Raw genomic sequence first — 19,633 nt, forward strand, 5'->3', positions numbered from 1 at the left:
CACGGACGATGCCCGCCATTCCCTGAGGAGCCCGCACCTTGAAGCACGCCATCTTGAGTCCACCGGACCGCAACCCCGGTGCCAGATGGTTCTGGTGGCCGCTGCTGGTGATCTTCGTGATGAGCTCCGGATGGGCGTTGGCGTCGCCGATCTCGTCCATCCCGGACGAACCCGCCCACATCGTCAAGGCCGCCGCCGTGGTCCGCGGCGAACTCGTCGGCGCCCAGACCGGTGAGGGCGGTCCGCTGCTGGCGGTCCAGGTTCCCCGCTTTATCGAGCACACGAACCAGATCACGTGCTTCGTGAGGGACCTCGCGGCCACCCCGAAGTGCTCGCCGCGAATCCCCGACGACGCCTCCGAAACGGTGTCGGGGCTGACGACCGCGGGCCTGTACAACCCCGTCTACTATGCCGCCGTCGGGTGGCCTTCGCTGCTGGCCACGGGATTCAAGGCCGTCTACGGCATGCGGCTCGTGAGCGCCCTCCTCACCAGCATCTTCCTGGCGCTGGCGTTTTCAGCACTGTCCCGCCTGCCGCGGAACAAGTGGGCCATCCTCACCCTGGCCGCCGCCGTTACGCCCATGACTCTTTTCCTGAGCGGCTCCGTCAACCCGAACAGCCTGGAGTACGGGACAACGGCCGCCATCGCGGCGAACCTGCTCCTCCTCCTGAAGGGGTCCCTTCGGGGACGCGCACTGGTGGTGCCGGTGGTCGCCACGACCGTCGCGGCAGCGCTGCTGGCCAACACCAAGGCGCTCTCCCTGCTCTGGCTGCTCGTCGTCGTCGTCGCTGTCCTCATCGTCGGCACCGCGGCCGAACTCAGGTCCCTGCTGCGCCGGCCGGCGGTATGGGCCGGTGCCGCGGTCATCGGCGCCTCGTGCGCCTTCGCCCTCTGGTGGGTCGCCAGCCACGACAGCCTCTCCAGCAAGCCCTTCGACGGCGCCGGACTGGGTTTCGATGCCGGCGCTGAAATCATGATCGACAAGACATTCCTCTTTATGCACGGCTACATCGGCCAGTTCGGCTGGCTCGAACTCGACGCCCCCACCGGCGTCATGGCCCTGTGGACCGCGGTCTTCTTCTCCGCCGCCCTAGCGGGAATCATCTACGGCCGGGGCCGCTACCGGATCGCCACCATTTTCGTGTCCGCGGCCCTGCTCCTGCTCCCCATTTTGCTGCAGGCCGTCATCATCACCGACCAGGGAATGGTGTGGCAGGGCCGCTACATCCTGGCGATTTTTGTTCCCTGCCTCATGATCGCGGGCATCGCGCTGGACAACGTGAATCCCCGGCCGTGGCCGGCGCCCGCCGTGCCCGCCCTCAACACCCTCATTGTGCTGCTCGCGGTGTGCCACGTCGTGACCTTCATCTGGGTCCTGCGGCGCTACGTCACCGGCCTGGCCATGGACATCCGGTGGGCTGACATGATCGACAACCCGCAGTGGCAGCCTCCGCTGGGAACCCTAACGATCGTGACGGTCTTTGCGGCCGGCACCATTCTCGGCACGTTCCTTATGCTGCGCCATGTTCGCTCCAACTCGGTGGCCGCAGCCCCTGATGCCCTGGATACGGCCCCGGACACTTCCCCGGACGCCGCACCGGTGCAGCCGTCCCTGCCGGCCGCAGATTCCACCACCCGGCCCGACGACCCTGGCCCGGCCTCCCCCGCCAGCGGGACCGACCGCCGGGCACCGGTCAAGCTGGGCACGCCATGAGCCGGACGACTCCCGCCGACACGGCGGCGGCAGAAAAGCCCCGCGGGCTGCTGGCTAAATTCTTCGGCCACAGCGCCGTCCGCTACCTGATCGTGGGCGGGCTCTCGTTCGCCGTCGATTTTGGCCTCCTGGTCCTCCTGCACGAGGTCTTCCACTGGGAGGTCGGGATTGCCAGCGCCACGGCCTTCCTGAGCAGCCTGGTCTTCAATTTCCTGGTGCAGCGGAAGTTCTCCTTCGAATCCACGCACCGGACCCACGTCAGCATGATCCGCTACGGAATACTGGTGGTCGCCAATACCCTGGCCACGGTGCTCATCGTGCAATTGCTGACGCCCACGGTCCTGGGCTACATGGGCGGCAAGGTCATCTCCACGGCCGCCATGACGGTCTGGAACTTCTTCCTGTACCAGCACTGGGTGTTCGGGAAGAAGCCGGCCCACCACGGGCCGCATGAGCACAAGCACCTGCTGGCCGAGCCGGCCGGGACACAGTCCCCGGCGGAGGACGCGGCGGAGCCGGCAACGGCCTCGAAAGACCCGGAACGGACGCTGCCGGAGTCCTCCTGACAGCAGCGGGCCGGAGCCCCGGCCCAACGAGGAAGGCCCGGACTGGGATCCAGTCCGGGCCTTCCTCATTGCCAGCGGCGTCGCCCTATACGGGGCTGCGCAGGTACTCCGCCAGCCGCTGCGACGCGTCGGCCGGGGTGAACCCGGTCGCTTTGATCTTGTCCAGCTCCAGGACGCTGTTGAGCGGCCGGGGTGCCGCTGCCTTCCCGCGGAAGTAGTCCTCGGTGGAAACACCGGTGACGTCCCCGCGGGACGCCCCCGCCAGTTCGAAGACGTCAGCGGCGACGTCGGCCCAGGACTGGGGCTCGCCGTCGTTGGTCAGGTTGTAGGTGCCGAAGGGCGCCTTGACCTGCAGGAGGTGCCTGATGCCCGCGGCCAGGTCCTCGGCAAACGTCAGCCGGCCCACCTGGTCATCGACGACCGTCGGGGTGACCCCCTTGGCCGCCAGCGCCGCCATGGTGCGGACGAAGTTACTGCCCTCCCCGATGACCCAGCTGGTGCGGACGATGTAGTGGCTGGGGACAACGCTGACGACGGCGTCCCCGGCGGCCTTTGTCTGGCCGTAGACCCCCAGCGGGGCCGGCCCCTCGTCCTCACTGTGGCTCTTCATGGAGCCGTCAAAAACGTAGTCACTGGAAACGTGCACCAGCACGAGCCCGTAGCGCGCCGCAATTTTGGACAGTTCGGCGACGGCGGTGACGTTCAGCGCCCAGGCCGCGCTCCGGCCCTCGTCGGTTTCCGCGTCATCCACCGCGGTGTACGCGGCCGCGTTGATGATGGCGGAGTACCGCCGCCAGTTCCGGCCCGTATACGACGCCGGATCGGCCACATCGAATTCGCTGCGGTCCGCGAACTCCACGCTCGTGTCGCCGGCGTACGCGGCCCGCAATGCTTTGCCCAGCTGTCCGCCGGCTCCCAGCACCAGCGTGCGCCGCGGCGGCATCGGGACGACGTCCTTCAGCCGCGGGTGGGCCTTGTCCTTGTCCGACAGCTCAGCCTGGTCCAGGGGAATGGGCCAGGGAATGCTGACGGTCTCGTCCGCAAGGTTCAGGAAGGTGTATTCCGCATCCGCGGACCAGTGGTCGTTGACCAGGTAAACGTACGAGGTGTCATCCTCAAGGGTCTGGTACGAGTTGGCGACCCCGCGCGGAATGTAGATCGCCTTGCCCGCATCCAGCTCGGCGGTGAACACCGTGCCGAAGCTGGGGCCCTCCCGCAGATCCACCCAGGCGCCGAAGATACGTCCGCAGGCCACCGAGACGAACTTGTCCCAGGGCTCCGCATGGATGCCCCGGGTGGTTCCGGCCTTGTCGTTGAAGGAGATGTTGTTCTGGACCGGCCCGAAATCGGGCAGCCCGAGATCCCTCATCTTCTCCCGTTGCCAGTTCTCTTTAAACCAGCCCCGGTTGTCGCCGTGGACCGGAAGGTCGAACAGCACGACGCCGGGAATGGGCGTCTGGTGCGCCGTCAGCTGCTTGGAGAATTCGATCGGCACGTTCTACTGGCCCTGTTCCTTGTACTTGGCTTCCGTCGCGGCCTTCTGCGGCCGCCACCAGTCCTCGTTGGCCCGGTACCACTCAATGGTGTCCTCAATGCCTGCGTCGAAGTTCGAGAACTGCGGCTGCCAGCCCAGTTCGGTCCGGAGCTTGGCGGAGTCGATCGCGTAGCGCATGTCATGACCGGGCCGGTCAATCACGTGGTCGTAGGCGTCCCGCGGCTGGCCCATGTGCTCCAGGATGAGTTCAACAACTTCCTTGTTGTTCTTCTCCCCGTCGGCACCGATCAGGTACGTCTCGCCGATCAGACCCTTGTCGATAATGGCCAGCACCGCCGAGGAGTGGTCGTTCGCGTGGATCCAGTCGCGGACATTCTCGCCCTTGCCGTAGAGCTTCGGGCGGATCCCGTCGATCACGTTGGTGATCTGGCGCGGGATGAACTTCTCCACGTGCTGGTACGGCCCGTAGTTGTTCGAGCAGTTGCTGATCGTCGCCTGCAGCCCGAAGGACCGGACCCAGGCGCGCACCAGCAGGTCCGAACCGGCCTTGGTGGAGGAATACGGGCTGGAGGGGTTGTACGGGGTGTTTTCGGTGAACCGCTCCGGATCATCGAGTTCCAGGTCGCCGTAGACCTCGTCGGTCGAGATGTGGTGGAAGCGCTTGTTGTGCTTGCGGGCCGCCTCGATGAGGGTGTACGTGCCGATGATGTTGGTGTCCAGGAACGGTCGCGGATCCTGCAGCGAATTGTCATTGTGCGATTCCGCGGCGTAATGCACCACCACGTCGTGGGCGGCCAGCAGTTCATCGACCAGCGGCTGGTCGCAGATGTCCCCCTTGACGAACCGGAAACGGTCGGCCGGAAGATCCTTGAGCGACTCCAGATTGCCCGCGTACGTCATCTTGTCGAGGACGGTCACGAAATTGTCCGTGGTGGACAACACGTAGTGGACAAAATTGGAGCCGATGAAGCCGGCGCCGCCGGTTACTAGTAGTCGCTGCATAGTTTCAAAGGTTACCGGATTTGGCCGATACACGAGTTTGCAGAGAAGATGGCCTGTATGCGCGGAATCATTCTGGCCGGCGGTACCGGCTCACGGCTCCATCCGATTACCCTTGGCGTCAGCAAGCAGCTGATGCCGGTCTTCGACAAGCCAATGATCTACTACCCGCTCTCCACGCTGATCCTGGCCGGCATCCGTGACATCCTGATCATCACGACCCCGCACGACGCCGAGCAGTTCCAGCGCCTCCTGGGTGACGGCTCGCAGTTCGGTGTGAACCTCAGCTACCTTCAGCAGCCCTCCCCCGATGGTCTCGCGCAGGCCTTCGTGCTCGGAGCAGAGCACATCGGCAACGAGCCCGTTGCGCTGGTTCTCGGTGACAACATCTTCTACGGCCACGGCATGGGCACCCAGCTGCGCCGTTTCGAGAACATCGACGGCGGCGCCGTCTTTGGATACTGGGTGTCCGACCCGAAGTCGTACGGTGTGGTGGAGTTCGATGCCAGCGGCAAGGCCATTTCCCTCGAGGAGAAGCCCGCGAAGCCCAAGAGCCACTACGCCGTGCCCGGCCTCTACTTCTACGACAACGACGTCGTGGAGATTGCCCGGAACCTCAAACCCTCCGCGCGCGGCGAGCTGGAGATCACGGACGTCAACCGCACGTATCTCGAACGCGAGAAACTCCACGTGGAAATCCTTCCCCGCGGCACCGCCTGGCTCGACACCGGCACGTTCAACGACCTGAACGACGCCTCCAACTTCGTCCGGACGACGGAAAACCGCCAGGGACTGAAGATCGGCGCCCCGGAAGAGATTTCCTGGCGCCTGGGCTTCCTCAGCGACGACGAGCTCCGCCAACGTGCCGAACCGCTCATGAAGAGCGGCTACGGCAGCTACCTCCTCGGTCTACTGGAAGACGGTCGTTGACCCCGGCGCCGGTGCGTCAACGCCCGGACCGTGACAGCGCAGGCAGTAGCCGCGTGGCCGCAGGTGCGGCCTGGATCGGCCGGCGTCGAACGTTCTGGTGGGCATTCCTGGTGCTCATGGGTCTTTCCAGCGCGTGGACCTTTGCCACTCCCCTGATGGGGGCGCCGGACGAACCGGCCCACGTCATCAAGGCAGCCGCCGTGGTCCGCGGAGAGCTGACCGGCCGTGAAATGCCGGGCGGCGGCGCGTTCCAGCTGGTCACGGTGCCGGCCGGAATCGGCTACTATGACACCTTCGGCTGCTTCGCCCAGAAGATTGACACTCCGCCGTCCTGCGTCCCGCCGTTCAGCGGTGACCGGAGCGCGTTGGTGGAGGCCCGGACCTCTGCCGGCAACTACAACCCGCTCTACTATGCGGTGGTTGGGTTGCCGTCGCTGGTGAACAACGGTGCCGGCGCCGTGTACGGGATGCGCCTCGTCAGCGCGCTGCTCAGCTGCCTGTTCCTCGCCTCGGCCTTTTCGGCGCTCGCGCAGCTGCGGCGCCGGAAATGGGCCGTGGCCGCCACCGCCGCGGCGATGACCCCGATGGTTCTGTTCCTCAACGGGGCCGTGAACCCGAACTCGCTGGAGTACGCCACTTCGGCCGCGCTGCTGGCCAACCTGGTGCTTCTGCTGGAGCGCTCCGCCGACCCGGGAGCCTACCGGCGTTACGTCCCCGTCATTACGGTGGCGGCCTGCGTGCTGGCGAACACCAAGGGTTTGTCCCTGCTCTGGCTGGCCCTGATGGCCATCACCGCCTGCATTCTCGGCACCTGGCCGCAGATCAAGGCGTTGAGCCGCAACGCCTGGGTGTGGGCCGGTTCCGCGGCGATCGGATTGTCCTGCGCCTTCGCCCTTTACTGGCTCACCCGGCACGACAGCCTCTCCAGCGATCCGTTCGAGGCAGCAGGCTCCTCCCCGCTTACAGGTGCTGTGATCATGCTTGAACGGACTCTCTTATACGCCACGGGATACGTCGGACAGTTCGGCTGGCTGGAAGTACCGGCACCGATGTCCGCGTTTGTGCTCTGGCTGGGGCTGGCCGCCGCGCTCGTGCTGGCCGCCCTCGTGCTGGCGAGGGGACGCGGGCGGACTGCCACGGTCTTCCTGCTCGCCGCCCTGCTGCTGCTTCCGCCGCTGCTCCAAGCACAGGCGGTCGAGACGATCGGGATCGTCTGGCAGGGCCGGTACATCCTCGCCGTCTTCGTCCCGCTGCTGATGGTGTGCGGCCTCGCCCTGGACCGAAGGGACGCGCGCGGTTTCTCGCCGCATGCCGCGGCGATCCTGAACGCCGTGGCGGTCGTTCTCGCCCTCTTCCACTTCTGGACCTTTGCCCACGCCCTGCGGCGCTACGTGACCGGCTGGGCGGTGGACCGCCGCTGGTCCGAGATGCTCACCGAGCCGGCATGGCAGCCGCCGGGCGGCACGATGCTGTGCCTTGCCGGCTTCGCCGTGATGCTGGTTCTGGCGCTCTGGCTGCTGCACCGTGCCGTCCGCGCGGAGACCCGTCCGGCCGGGCCTTCGGCCTGAGGCCTCCCCCTGCCTTACCGCTTGTCACGCGGCTCCGGTGGCTCCGCCTGCCCTCAGCGGACGGCGTAGACGTAGGCGGGCTTGCCCTCCCACTGCAGTTCGGAATCCAAGGTCAGGCACGGTGCTTGCAGCGGTACGGAGGACACGATCTTGTCAAGATTCTGCCACGCGCTCTTGAGCGTGCAGGGATCTATACTGACCCCGACGGCGTCGAAGTCGTTTGTGATGTAGTTCGTCGGGTGGCCGGGGGTCCAAGCGAAGAAGATGTAGCCGCCCCCGCGGTTCCATTTGTTGGCGAAGGCCGACTCGGGATCCAGCTTCTGCCACGCCGCCACGTCCGGGCCCGACCGCTGCAGCCCCGAGAGGGACGGCATTCCGTTGGTCAGCAACAGGGTGTTCAGGGACGGACTGTCCGCGGCCCAGAGCTTTCCCTCGGACCTCGCCGCAGGTGCCTGCGCCGCCACGGCCCGTGCGGTGTCCGAAGCGCGCAGATCGCCCAGCCCGGCTAGCACCGGATTCGCCCGGGCCACCGGCAGCGCCGCCAGGAAAATGCAGAGCGCCAGGGGCCACAGCCGCTGGGGGTACTTCGTGACGGCGGCTACCGCGACGCCGACGGCGGCAGACACGAGGAGGATGAGCATGGGTGTCAGCGCCGGCAAGTCCGACGCCTTCAGCAGCGACGCCGCGTAGCCCGTGACAAGGCCGCACGCCGCACCGGCCACGAGCGGGACGCGCCACGAGGCGGGCGGGGACCAGCGGCTGAGCAGCAGGCCCAGGAGGATCACCGCGAGGACGCCCACCACCTGCCCTGCCCGCGGCGGCGTGACGAGGTTGAGCAGCGGGAATTTCTGGCTCATCGGGCCCAGGTCCAGGGTGATCCAGACGATCCACAGGGCGGACCAGGTTCCGAACGTCCATTCGACGATGTTGTCCCGGAAGGTCAGCCGCCACTGTGCGGCCAGGAGGATAACGAGGATCCAGACGAAGAAGACAGTGAACGAGGAAGACAGTTCGCTCGCGTTGATGCCGACCGGTTCGCTGTACTGCAGCGGACCCAGGGCCGGCGCCCCGAGAAGGCGGCCCAGGGGCTGGGGATCGGATTCCACCCGCCGCGAGCCCGGATAGACCGTGTTGAACAGGGCCTGGAGCCCTTCCCGGTTCTCAAACAGCGTTCCCAGGCCAAAGACCACGGCTGTGCCGCCGGTGATGAGGACGGATTTCAGCCGGGGCGCCCATCCGCCGCCGCGCAGCAGGATCCACAACGTCGAGCCGATCAGGACCGGGAGGCCGAGCAGCAGCGACCACGGCGCATAGAAGCTGGGAAGGCCCGCGATCAGGATGCCGCCGAGGACCGCCATCGCCACGGGGGCGAGCCGCTGCCCTTTCTGGAAGCGCTGGAAGGCCGCGATCATCAGCACGCAGCCGCCGAGCGTGTAGGCGATCAGCGCCACCGGCATCAGGGACCACCACGCGCTCGCCGGCGAGAGCACAATCAGGATCGCAGCGAACCAGCCGAACCGCCGGGAGCGTCCGAGCTGGTGGAACCACGTTGGCATGGCGAGCAGCAGGATCAGCGACGGGAGCCACCAGTGCGCGGCGAACAGCATGTGCTCAGGAATGACCGCGGCGGCGCGGAGCATGGTCGAGTCGAAAAAGACGAACTGCTCGAAGAAGCCGTCGGTCGGGAACCGGTGCACCAGGTCGGCCCGGGCGGCCAGCGGACTGAGGCTCGGGGCGCCGTGCGTGGCGAGGATGGAGATCACGATGGCCGAAAAGGCGTGGATCTCATCGGAACGGATCGGCCGGGATTTGCCGAACTGCCAGCCCAGCGGGTTGGCGGGATCCTGCCGAAGCTCTGAAATGCCGACGGACGACGTCGTAATTCCGAACAGTACGAAGACCGCGAAGACCAGCACGGTGATCAGGCGCACCGCACGGTCATTGACACAAACCCAACGGCGGAACCTGCCGCCTGCCTCGGCAACGGGCGTGGGAAATCGCATTTTCAACTCAGTTCCTCCATGCGCTCCACACCATCGCGTGCACGTCCATCCGGACGTGGTGCTGGGAGGCTGATAGTCAGATCAATCCCGTGGATCAATCAGTTGGCCGCGGTGACTGCCATTCCGCCGGAGCCGACGGTGCGGCCGGAGCATTCCGGCCCGCCTTGCCGACGGTCGACGACAAGGCCTCAACCTTACGCTCGAGCTCCTCAAGCCGGACCCGCCCGATCGCGGTTTCCTCGGACAGGGTGCGCGCTTCCTCCTCCAGCACGGAGACCTCCCACGAGAGGTGCAGGGCGACACCGGTCAGGAAGATAATGCCCATCGCAAAGAGCAGATTGGACGGCACCTGCACACCGATCAGGGCGGTGACCCCCCGCAGCATGCCCGGGATCGCCGTCAGCACGAGGCACGCGATGCCGACAAACAGCCACAGGAACGCGTACTTTTCACGCAGGCCCTTGCCGCGCAGCAGGAAGATCACGCTGCCCAGGACAAGCAGGGAGAAGATCAGGGCTGCAATGCTTTCCACGGTCAGATGTCGCTTTCGTGAGAGGTGCGGGCTTTGCCGCGGGTCATGGCAAACAGCAGCGCCAGCAGCGACCGGACCAGATAGATTGCCGACTTCGCCGGGTTGTGGCTGGGCTGCCCGCCCTGGCGGGGCCGCATCTCCACGCCGGTCTGGGAGACCACGCACCCTGACCGGATCGCCACGACCAGCGAGTCGATGGTGTCACCCAGGTACTCGGCGGGATAGTGCTTCAGGTACTGGGAAATGGCGCGGACGTTGCCGGCGCGGAACCCTGACGTCACATCCGTCAGCTCCGTGCCCGCGATCCGGGAAATCACGGCCGCCAGCAGGCGCATCGCCCATTTCCGGGGGCCGCTGACGGTGTACTGGCCTTTGTCCGCGAACCGGGCACCGATCGAGATGTCCGAGTGTTCCAGGCCGGCAATCACCGCCGGAATGTCCTTGGGGTCGTGCTGCCCGTCCGCGTCCACCTGGACGACGGCGTCATAGCCCATCCGGTGCGCGTACTTGAACCCCGCCCGCATCGCACCGCCGACGCCGAGGTTGAAGGGCAGCCGAAGGACATGCGCCCCGGCGGCCTCGGCCAGTTCCGGGGTGCCGTCCTCGGAACCGTCGTCGACGACGAGAACGTCGTAGTTCCGTCCGAGGTCGATGACTTCCCGCACGGTGTTGCCAATACAGGCCCGCTCGTTCCACGCCGGCATGATCACCAGAACCCTGGTCGCGGCTGGAAAACGCACTTTGCTCCCGACTTCTGTCATGTTGCTACTTCGTCCCCTCGTGTACTTTTTCCGGCTGCCCCGAAGGGTCCCGGCGTGAACGCCACATGGCCACCAGGCTCCAGCCCAGCATGCCGGCGACCGCCACGGCCCAGACGGGAATGCCGATCCGCCAGCCGGGCGGCTCAAAGCTGACGGTGATCAGCTTGCCCTGGGCATCCGCCGGGACTTCCAGGCCGAGCAGGTACCCGCCCACGGGACGCTTCATCAATTCTGCCCCATCCACGGTATAGCCCGGCCAGGGCAGCCGGCTCAGGGCCGCACGGCCGCCGCCGGCCGGAACCTCATCGACCTTCAGCACGATCTTGGTGTCGTCCCTTGAGACTTCGGTCAGGCGTGTGCCGGGCTGGCTCCAGCTCAGGCCGCCGGCCGGGCCAAGCGGCACGTCCCGGCTCCACAGCACGGTGCCTTCGCTCTCCGCGGCGACGTGCCAGCCGGCAGGAACGGCGGGGATCTCCAGTTCCTCATCCCGGGTTACATAGTTGTTGGACGCCTTGGCCACCTGCGGCTTGTTGAATGACTCCTTGAGGATCTGCACATTGTCGATGTGCAGCTCATCAACGAGCATCAGGCCCGTCTCCGCCCTGCGGTTGAAGAGCCGCTCTGCCAGCTCCGGGCAGGTGCCCCCCAGGTAGCGCAGGCACAGGAGCTCGTTGAACTTCGAGAAACCCACCAGCTGGTAGCGGTTCAGCACGCTGGCGTCGCTCAGGTACCAGGCATTGGCCATGAGGGTCTGCTCCCAGGTCTCCTTCTCCTGGGGGTAGTCCAGGGCGTCGCCGACCACCAGCACGTCGTTCTCGACACCCTGGAGCACGCCCTTGTAGGTGGAGACATCTGCCGGCTGGTTGGCGATGGACAGGCCGCTCTTGTTGGACGTCCGGTGCTGCAGCAGCGTGGTTGCGGTCGTTGCCAGCAACACCCCGATTGCAATCAGGGACAGGGCGCTGAGACCGAATTTGTTCCACCGGTGAGCCTGCGCTTCCGGATGGTTCAGGAGCCACCACAGCGCCACGAGCGCCACGACGACGACGACGGCCGCGGCAAAGATGGTGAAATAGCGCGAAGGGACCTGTGCCCAGCCAAGGTAGGACCCGAGCACCACCAGGCCGAGCGCGAAGTACAGGGACGGGCGCCCGATGTGCGGCCGCCGTGCCCGTGCCAGTGCCACGATCACCAGGAGCACAGCGCCGGTTGCGACATACGGCATGAACCGTGCGGGGTACCGAAGGGGCCCGATCGTCGTCGGCAGCAGGACGAAGGCGACGGCGGCGGCCAGGAAGAAGAAGAGGTCGCGCAGCTCGGGAGTCAGCTTCTTGAAGCGGCTCCAGCTCACGAAAGCGATGGCCGGCAGGAACCATGCGATGTACGCCGCGGGGCTGGTGGCGCCGGTGCCGTCCCACCACCACGACAGGAGCTGGGGATAGGCGGTGGCAATCGGTGCCATCAGGAGGCTGTTGAAATCGATGCTCATGTAATCGTCGTTCCAAATGCCCGTGGTTCCACGCGTCGTCACCGCCGCGGTCAGCACACCGGGCAGGAACACCACAACCGCCACGAGTCCCATCGACACGCCGGTCACCGCAATGCGGACGGCAGGCCGCCACGCCTTGCGGATCAGCGTCTCAATGCCGACGGCCAGCAGGATGAAGCCGACCGCCACGGTGCCGGCCACATAGCCCACCGTGACGATCAGGTAGCCGGTGATAAAGGCCCAGAACGGGTTCCTCTTCCCGGCCATCAGTTGCCGCAGTTCGGCCCAGAAGAAGGGGAAGATGGCCCACACGAGCGCCCCTGTCACCCAGGAGGGCGCATCAAAGTACATCGTGAACCCGTTCAGCGGCACGGCAATGCCGGCGATGAATGCCCACTCCGGGGGCAGGGAGTAGCTCCGTGCCAAAACGAAGGTTCCCATGCCGGCGGCCACCAACATGGCGACCTTAAGCGCTGTGGTCAGCACCACCGCATTCGGGCTGATGTAGGCGAGCACGCCGAAAAGCATGACCAGCGGATTCCAGGTGCCCCATTGCCCCTCGGCGATGTAATTGCCGCTGGACCAGACGGAAGGGTTGAGAACCGGCACCTGCCCCTGGAAAAGACTTTCGCCGAGGTGGTACCAGACGCCGTAAGCGCCGTTTTCGGTATCGTCCTGGAAGTAGAAGCGGCCGTAGAATACAAGCGGAAGAAGACTCAGCACCAACACTGATCCGGCGGTCAGCAGTAGCCATTTCCTGTTGCTCGACGAGGACGGTAGGGAAGGCTGCAATTCACGATCCGTTCAGTTTGGGCATGCGTCCACCGCAGGACGGCGCGCGAGGGACAGGTTCATATTACCCGAGTGGCCTTTCCCGGGCTCCAAACAACGCCCCCGGCACGGCGCGCACAGGTTCCGCCGGAGAGTCCCTGCGCCACCGGTGAGGACGGGAGCCGGTAGAATCTCCTGATATGACACTCGCTCAACCAGAGACCAACTCGACGCCCCATCGCATATCCGTGGTTATCCCCGTGTACCAAGGCGAGAAGACTCTGGTCGAAGTGGTCAACGAACTTCTCCCCTACCGGGATGTGTCCACCACCAAGGGCGGCCACGATTACGTGATCTCGGAAGTCCTGCTGGTCTTCGACCACGGTCCCGACAATTCGGCCGCCGTCATCCGGTCCCTCACGACGTCCATCGACATCGTCCGTGGCGTCTGGCTGAGCCGGAACTTCGGGCAGCATGCCGCCACGCTGGCCGGGATGGCATCCGCCGGCGGCGACTGGGTTGTCACAATGGACGAGGACGGACAGCATGATCCCGCGGCCATCGGGGACATGCTCGACACGGCCATGGCCGAGAACGCGTCCGTCACGTACGCGATGCCCAGCAACCCTGCCCCGCATGGTTTCCTCCGGAACATGGCATCTAAGAGTGCCAAGCGCACGGTTCGTTTTATGCTCTCCAGCGACGACGCCACGAGCTACCAGAGCTTCCGCCTGGTGACCGGCGAAGTCGCGCGCTCGGTTGCCGCCTACGCCGGCCACGGCGTCTACCTCGACGTCGCGATGGGCTGGATAGCCGATAAGACGGCGACCTGCCCGGTGATGCTGCGCGAGGAGGGCGACCGCCGGTCCGGTTACCGCCTGCGCACGCTGCTCTCCCATTTCTGGCGCATGGTGATCTCCAGCGGCACACGCGGACTTCGCCTGGTCAGCCTGGTCGGGGCCGTCTTCGCGCTCGCGGGCATCGGGCTCGCCATCTACTTCGTGATCGCGTACATGACCGGCCACGGCGCCGGACAGCAGGGCTGGACATCGACCATGGTGGTCCTGCTAGTCAGCACCGGGGCGATCCTGTTTGCCCTCGGGGTCATCGCGGAATACGTGGGCGTGAACGTCAATATGGCCATGGGGAAGCCCGCGTACCTGATTGTCAGCGATCCGGCACTGGGCCCGCTCGGCAAGACCGTGCACAAGGCGCCGGCGACGCTGCCCTCCGGCCCGGTGGCAGATGCAGGCTAGGCCCACTTGGGTGATCGGCGCCGGGGGACTCCTCGGCAAGGCCGTCGTCAGAGAACTCCAGTCCCGCGGCGTCCCGGTCCTCACCAGCACGATCCCCTGGTCCGATCCGGAGACAGCGCTCAAAGCATTCCGGGAGGGTGCCGAATGTCTCCGTGAAGCCGCGGCGTCAGGGCCTTGGACGGTTGCCTGGTGCGCCGGCGCCGGTGTCACCGGGACCTCGCCCGAGGCCCTCGAAGCGGAACTGACCCTGTTCGCCCGGGCACTTGAGGTGTTCGAAGAAATCCTCTGCGACGCCGACGGGGAAAACGGGGCCATGTTCCTGGCGTCCTCCGCCGGCGGGGTCTACGCCGGGTCCAGCACTCCCCCGTTCACCGAGCACAGCCCGGTGCAGCCCCTGGCTCCCTACGGCTTCGCGAAGCTCCGGGCCGAAGCGACCGTCGCTGACTTCGCGCGGCGTACCGGGGTCCGTACCCTCATTGGCAGGGTCAGCAACCTGTACGGCCCCGGCCAAAACCTGCGGAAGCCGCAGGGCCTTATCTCCGTGTTTGCCAAGGCACACCTCACGGGCGCGCCGGTTTCGGTCTACGTGTCGCTGGACACCCTGCGGGACTATCTGTTCATCGACGACGCGAGCCGGCTGGTCGCGGACGGGCTGGACCGTTTGCTCCTCCCCGACGTCCACCCGGGGGAGGCCGTCGTGAAGATCCTGGCCTCCCAGCGGGCCGACACCATCGGCAACCTTATCGGTGCCTGCCGTGCGATCTTCAAGCGCCGCCCCCTGATCGTTCTGGGCGCCTCCCCGTTCGCAAAGGCCCAGGCTCACGATCTTCGCCTGAGGTCCGTCGTCTGGCCGGAGCTCGACGCGCACCCCGTCACACCGCTGGCGGTGGGCATCAACACCACCGTGCAGGAGGTCCAGCGCCTGGCCCTCGCGGGTCAGCTCTGACCGCCTCTGAAACGGCTCCCGAACGCCCGGCCGGGCCGTCCCGTTGTGACGGTGTTGCCGCACTTCGGTAGTCTAGGGTGTGTGTTTGCCGGTTGTCGGCCCCAAGAGTCCAAGGAATAGGTGCGTACCATGAAGCAGCCCGAAACGCCCGGGAAGGCTGTTCCCGAGGAGGCTGTCAAGGGTATCCACAACGGTCCCCCCGGTCCCCTGCTGAGGATCGTCAAGGACCAGCGCGTGGCCTTTTTGCTGGTCGGCGGCGCCAACACAGCCTTCAGTACGGGCCTCTTCATCGCCGTTGCGTGGCTGTATCCGGAGCTGCCCTCGCCGGTGGTTCTGAGTATCGCCTTCGTCATTTCCCTGATCGCCGTTTTCTTTGTCTACCGGAAGCTGGTCTTCCGGGTCAAAGGCCACTTCTGGCTGGATCTTGGCAGGTTCACCCTGGTCAATCTGACGATGTTCTTCACGAACATGGCGCTGCTGCTGGTGGCCCACGAGGTGCTCGGGTACCCCCAGATTCCTTCCCAGATCGCCATTACCTGCGTGACGGTTATCATCAACTACTTCGGCCACAAGTATTTCTCCTTCCGGCGGAGCCCTGAACCCGTGTCCCCCAAGAAAGCCACCGAGGAAAGCACCCCATGAGCCCCAAAGTCTCGATCGTCATTCCGGCGTACAACAATGTCCAGTACATCGAAGAGACCCTGCGCTCGGTGTTGAACCAGACGTTCGACGACTACGAGGTGGTGATTGCCGACCATTCCTCGATCGACGGCACGGCAGACGTGATTGCCCGGTTCGCGGACAACCCCAAAGTACGGATCCTGACGCCCACGCCGACCGGCGGCGGTGCCCAGGCCAACTGGAACCGCGTCAGCCAGGCGGCCACCGGTGACTACCTCAAGCTGGTCTGCGGCGATGACCTGATCACGCCCGATGCGCTGGAGCTGCAGGTCCGGGCCCTGGAAGACAACCCGGGCGCCGTCATGGTGTCGTCGCGCCGCGATCTCGTCGACGCCAACGGCGGGCTGTTCCTGAAGGGCCGCGGCCTGCAGGGCGTCAACGGGCGCGTCACCGGACGCCAGGCCATTCGAGCGACAGTCCTTGCCGGGTCCAACATCTTTGGTGAGCCCGCCTGCTCGCTGTTCAAGCGTGACCTGCTGGCCAGGGAGGGCTGGTGGGACAACTCCCACCCCTATCTCATCGATGAGGCAACCCTGGTGCGCATCTGCCGCCACGGCGACTTCATCGCCCTCCGGGAGACCCTGGCGTCCTTCAGGATCAGTGCAAGCCAGTGGAGTGTGCGCCTGGCCCGCCAGCAGTCCGACCAGGCGATTGCCTTCCATAACCAGCTCCGGAAGGACGATCCCTCACTGTTGAGCTGGGTCGATGTCACTGTCGGCAACGCCAAGGCCATCGCCATGTCGTACGCGCGCCGCCTCGCCTATGTCAGGCTAAACCGGCGCATGGGTCATCAGCACGCCGTGCAGAGCACCGTCTAGGCCGGCCACCTGCCACCCACGCCGGCAGCGCACGAAAAAGCACTCCGGGGCTAGTCACGATGTGATTCGCCCCGGAGTGCTTTTTGCTGCGACCGGGGTTTGCCCTGCCGGGAGGTGCCGGTCAGGTGGCCACTCGCTCGGCTTTCACGGCGCTCCCGGTTTCCGCGGCCGGCGCGTTGCGCCTCCGCTGGCGGTTCAGGACCAGTTCTGTGACGCTCCACGCCGCGGTGACCCCCACGGCCAGAATCATGCAGCCGACAACAACGGGCCACCCGGGCGGTTCGAAGCGCAGGGTGACGGTTTGTCCGGCCGAACCGGCGGGGATGTCCAGTTCCAGAAGGTAGCCGCGGAGCGGCGCCGCGACGTCGGCCCCGTCGGCGTCGTAGCCGGGCCACGCCAGCCTGCTGAGCACGGCCTTGCCCGGCGCATCGCCCATCCGGTCCACCCGGATCACAACCTCCTGGCTGCTTTCCGAGACCAGTGAGAGCGTTGTTCCCTCGGACGTCCAGACGAGCTGGCCGGTGTTGAGCCGGGGCTGGTCCCGGACCCACACGACCGAGTCCGCCGACCTGCTGGCTTCGTGCCATCCCTCCGGAGGGGCGCCGTTGAAGGCCGTGTTGGACGCAGGGTCCGGATCGCGAAGGATTTGGACCGTGTCGATGGACAGGAGATCCGCGAGGACCCTGCCCGTCGTAGCGTCAGTTTCGAAGAGCTTCCCGGCGGCCGCTCCACAGGTCCAGCCGTGGCTCGAGATGCACAGGTCTTCAGCGTATTTGGCGAACATGATGGGTGAGTACAGGTTCTGGACTTCGGCAGCGTTCAAATACCAGGCGTTCGACGCCAGCGTCTCATTCCAGATCTCCGGTCCCAGCTTGGTGGGATCGCCCACGATGAAGGTGCCACCCTTGGCGTCGGGGAGCTGGCGGGAGTAACTGCCCGGGGTGTCCGGCATCCGGTAGTCAGGCAGCGGCGACGATTTGAAGGCCACATGCTGACCCGCGGCAATGACCATGCTTAGGAGCACCACCCCGCCGGCCAACACCACGGGCCCTTTGAAACCGGGCCGCAGGCGGGGGGAATACAGGAAGAAGAGGAGGGCCGCGATTCCGCCGACCGCCAGCACCCCGAAGAGCGCCGCCATCCGGAAGGACGGGAACTGGCTCCAGGCGAGGTACAGCCCGGAGAGCACAATCGCCGCTGTGACGACCAGGCGCCCGCGGCTCAGGACCGGCACCCGGAAACGTGAGACCATCACCGACAGCGCCAGCAGCACGGCCAGGGAGACGTACGGCATGATCCTGATGGGGAAGCGGAGCGGCCCCAAATCGCTGGGTGCCAGGGTCAGGGCCAAAGACAGCAGCCCGACAACCCAGAGAGCTGCCAGTTCCCTGCCGGCTGCCTTCACCCTGGCGTAGTCCACGATCGCGAGGACCGGGAGGAACCAGGCCACGTACAGCAGGGGCACCGTAGCGAACCCGCCCCACCAGCCGGTGACCTGGGGCAGGCTGCCCGGCACCCAGGCGGTAAAGAGTCCGGTCAGGTCAGGGGTCAGGAACCCGCTGTTCGCGATTCCGCCGGAGCGTGCCGTCACGGGGGCGGTGAGAACACCGGGGAGGTACACCGCCATCGCGATGAGCCCGCACACCGCGCCGGCGAGGAGCAGACGGAGGGCAACCCTGCGGCCCCCGTGCAGCCACGCCTCCAGCAGCAGCCCCGCGAAGACGATGACCAGCATGAGCGTTCCGTGGACATAGCCGATGGTTATCAGCACATAGGCTGGAGCGAGCGCCCAGAACGGATTGCCGTCGTCGAACGCCATCCGGCGCAGTCCGAACCAGGTGAGTGGCAGCAGGCTGAACACCATGAGTCCGGTGACCCACGACGCCGCGTCGATGTACACGGTGAATCCGGTCAGGGTGACTGCGACGCCGGCGATCGCGGACCATTCCGGGCTTGCCTTGTAGCTTCTGGCCAGCAGGAAGGTGCCGGCCGCCAGCACGCAGAGGAAAGTGATCTTGAGGATCGTCGAGAAGACGACAATGTTGTCCGAGCGGCTGGCCAGCCAGCCGATGAGGAGGATGAGCGGGTTCCAAATCCCCCACTGCCCCTCGGCGGCATAGTTCCCGGCCCCCCACGCACTGTCGCTGAAGAGCGGCCACTCCCCTGCGCTGAGTTTGGTTCCGATTTCGAACCAGATGCCGAACGCGCCGGCCTGGGTGTCGTCGTAGTAGTAGAACCGGTTATTGGTGATGAGCGGAATCAGCGAGCCGAGGAAGGCGGCAACGACCGTTGCTGTCAGCCAGGTGAGGTCGCTGCGCTGGCGCAAGCGGGTCACAAACTGTCCTCGGACTCCGCATGCGCCGAACGCCGCCGCAGCTCCGTCACAACAGCATGCACTTCCCCGTCCATGACCACCTTGCCGTGCTCCAGCAGCACGCCCCGCTCACAGACGGTGGCGACCAGGTCCAGGTCATGGCTCACCACGAACAGGGTCTTCCCCATTTCCGAGAGTTCCTTGATCTTCGCGATGCACTTGCGCTGGAAGGGCTCGTCCCCCACCGCGAGGATCTCGTCGATCAGGAAGACCTCCGGATCCGTGTGCACGGCGATGGAAAACGCCAGCCGGAGGTACATGCCGGAGGAATAGAACTTCACCTCGGTGTCGATGAACTCGCCGATCTCGGAGAATTCCACGATCGAGTCGAACTTCTCGTCGATCTGCTTTTCGGTCATGCCGAGGATGGCGCCGTTGAGGTAAACGTTGTCCCGTCCGCTGAGGTCATGGTGGAACCCCGCGCCGACTTCGATGAGCCCGGCCACCCGGCCGCGCGTGCGCACCGTTCCGCCGTCGGGCTGCAGGACGCCGGAGATGAGCTTCAGGAGGGTCGACTTCCCGGACCCGTTGAGGCCCATCAGCGCGACGGTCTCGCCCTGCCTGACCTCCAGCGACACGTTGTCCAGTGCCAGGAACTTCTTCGACAGGTCGCCCTTCCGGCCCTTGACCAGCCAGACCAGGGCCTCTTTGAGGGAACGGGTGTGGCGCAGGACGAACTGCTTCCGGAGGTCGATGCAGCTGATGGCCACATGGCCGTGCGAGGTCATG

The 19,633-nt window shown here is 66.0% G+C and carries 16 protein-coding genes; 8 read left to right on the forward strand and 8 right to left on the reverse strand.

The genetic code is table 11. The features are described from left to right. The first annotated feature begins 38 nt into the window (after positions 1–38). Together AC06G6_RS13365 and AC06G6_RS13370 are read left to right on the forward strand one after the other, a co-directional pair. Entirely contained in the window at positions 39–1,715 is a 1,677-nt protein-coding gene (locus AC06G6_RS13365; RefSeq protein WP_479822772.1) for a DUF2142 domain-containing protein, read from the forward strand. Next, complete coding sequence (locus AC06G6_RS13370; RefSeq protein ID WP_479822774.1) at positions 1,712–2,281, forward strand: GtrA family protein; 570 nt, start codon at positions 1,712–1,714, stop codon at positions 2,279–2,281. Before AC06G6_RS13365 ends, AC06G6_RS13370 begins: the two co-directional genes overlap by 4 nt. 85 nt (positions 2,282–2,366) lie before the next feature. On the opposite strand, the gene AC06G6_RS13375 is transcribed toward AC06G6_RS13370, so the two are convergent. Both AC06G6_RS13375 and rfbB read right to left on the reverse strand, forming a co-directional pair. Further along, a complete protein-coding gene (locus AC06G6_RS13375; RefSeq protein ID WP_479822776.1) occupies positions 2,367–3,776 on the reverse strand; it encodes a sugar nucleotide-binding protein in 1,410 nt (469 codons plus the stop codon). Between the two features lie 3 nt (positions 3,777–3,779). After that, positions 3,780–4,778: a dTDP-glucose 4,6-dehydratase gene (gene rfbB, locus AC06G6_RS13380; protein WP_479822778.1), complete on the reverse strand. Its 999-nt coding sequence runs from the start codon at positions 4,776–4,778 to the stop codon at positions 3,780–3,782. Positions 4,779–4,835: 57 nt separating this feature from the next. Between rfbB and rfbA the strand changes: the two genes are divergently transcribed. Together rfbA and AC06G6_RS13390 are read left to right on the forward strand one after the other, a co-directional pair. After that, a complete protein-coding gene (gene rfbA / locus AC06G6_RS13385) occupies positions 4,836–5,705 on the forward strand; it encodes a glucose-1-phosphate thymidylyltransferase RfbA (RefSeq protein ID WP_479822780.1) in 870 nt (289 codons plus the stop codon). 53 nt (positions 5,706–5,758) lie between these two features. Next, positions 5,759–7,273 carry a DUF2142 domain-containing protein gene (locus AC06G6_RS13390; protein WP_479822782.1) on the forward strand — a complete coding sequence of 505 codons (1,515 nt, stop codon included), beginning with the start codon at positions 5,759–5,761 and terminating at the stop codon, positions 7,271–7,273. A 53-nt stretch (positions 7,274–7,326) separates the two neighbouring features. Here AC06G6_RS13390 and AC06G6_RS13395 read toward each other — a convergent pair whose 3' ends face one another. The 4 genes from AC06G6_RS13395 to AC06G6_RS13410 form a co-directional block, all read right to left on the reverse strand. Continuing rightward, complete coding sequence (locus AC06G6_RS13395; RefSeq protein ID WP_479822784.1) at positions 7,327–9,204, reverse strand: DUF7657 domain-containing protein; 1,878 nt, start codon at positions 9,202–9,204, stop codon at positions 7,327–7,329. 166 nt (positions 9,205–9,370) lie between these two features. Further along, positions 9,371–9,808 carry a DUF2304 domain-containing protein gene (locus AC06G6_RS13400; protein ID WP_479822786.1) on the reverse strand — a complete coding sequence of 146 codons (438 nt, stop codon included), beginning with the start codon at positions 9,806–9,808 and terminating at the stop codon, positions 9,371–9,373. A gap of 2 nt (positions 9,809–9,810) precedes the next feature. Then, positions 9,811–10,512, reverse strand: coding sequence for a glycosyltransferase family 2 protein (locus tag AC06G6_RS13405; protein ID WP_479828673.1), 702 nt, complete (start codon positions 10,510–10,512; stop codon positions 9,811–9,813). Positions 10,513–10,573: 61 nt separating this feature from the next. Beyond that, complete coding sequence (locus AC06G6_RS13410; RefSeq protein WP_479822788.1) at positions 10,574–12,781, reverse strand: hypothetical protein; 2,208 nt, start codon at positions 12,779–12,781, stop codon at positions 10,574–10,576. A gap of 248 nt (positions 12,782–13,029) precedes the next feature. Between AC06G6_RS13410 and AC06G6_RS13415 the strand changes: the two genes are divergently transcribed. The 4 genes from AC06G6_RS13415 to AC06G6_RS13430 all read left to right on the forward strand — a co-directional run bounded on the left by AC06G6_RS13415 (position 13,030) and on the right by AC06G6_RS13430 (position 16,530). Next, positions 13,030–14,085 carry a glycosyltransferase gene (locus AC06G6_RS13415; RefSeq protein ID WP_479822790.1) on the forward strand — a complete coding sequence of 352 codons (1,056 nt, stop codon included), beginning with the start codon at positions 13,030–13,032 and terminating at the stop codon, positions 14,083–14,085. A 10-nt stretch (positions 14,086–14,095) separates the two neighbouring features. After that, the gene (locus tag AC06G6_RS13420; RefSeq protein ID WP_479822792.1) at positions 14,096–15,031 is read left to right on the forward strand and encodes an NAD-dependent epimerase/dehydratase family protein; all 936 of its coding nucleotides are present in this window, start codon (positions 14,096–14,098) and stop codon (positions 15,029–15,031) included. Positions 15,032–15,160: 129 nt separating this feature from the next. Beyond that, positions 15,161–15,673, forward strand: coding sequence for a GtrA family protein (locus tag AC06G6_RS13425; RefSeq protein WP_479822794.1), 513 nt, complete (start codon positions 15,161–15,163; stop codon positions 15,671–15,673). Further along, positions 15,670–16,530: a glycosyltransferase family 2 protein gene (locus AC06G6_RS13430; RefSeq protein ID WP_479822796.1), complete on the forward strand. Its 861-nt coding sequence runs from the start codon at positions 15,670–15,672 to the stop codon at positions 16,528–16,530. Before AC06G6_RS13425 ends, AC06G6_RS13430 begins: the two co-directional genes overlap by 4 nt. A gap of 121 nt (positions 16,531–16,651) precedes the next feature. Here the strand turns inward: AC06G6_RS13430 and AC06G6_RS13435 are convergent, their stop codons facing one another. Then, a complete protein-coding gene (locus AC06G6_RS13435) occupies positions 16,652–18,865 on the reverse strand; it encodes a glycosyltransferase family protein (RefSeq protein ID WP_479822798.1) in 2,214 nt (737 codons plus the stop codon). Next, a complete protein-coding gene (locus tag AC06G6_RS13440; RefSeq protein WP_479822800.1) occupies positions 18,862–19,632 on the reverse strand; it encodes an ABC transporter ATP-binding protein in 771 nt (256 codons plus the stop codon). The genes AC06G6_RS13435 and AC06G6_RS13440 overlap by 4 nt, the downstream gene beginning before the upstream one ends. Between the last annotated feature and the right edge of the window lies 1 nt (position 19,633).

It is taken from the genome of Arthrobacter sp. CJL-S3 (assembly GCF_056711635.1).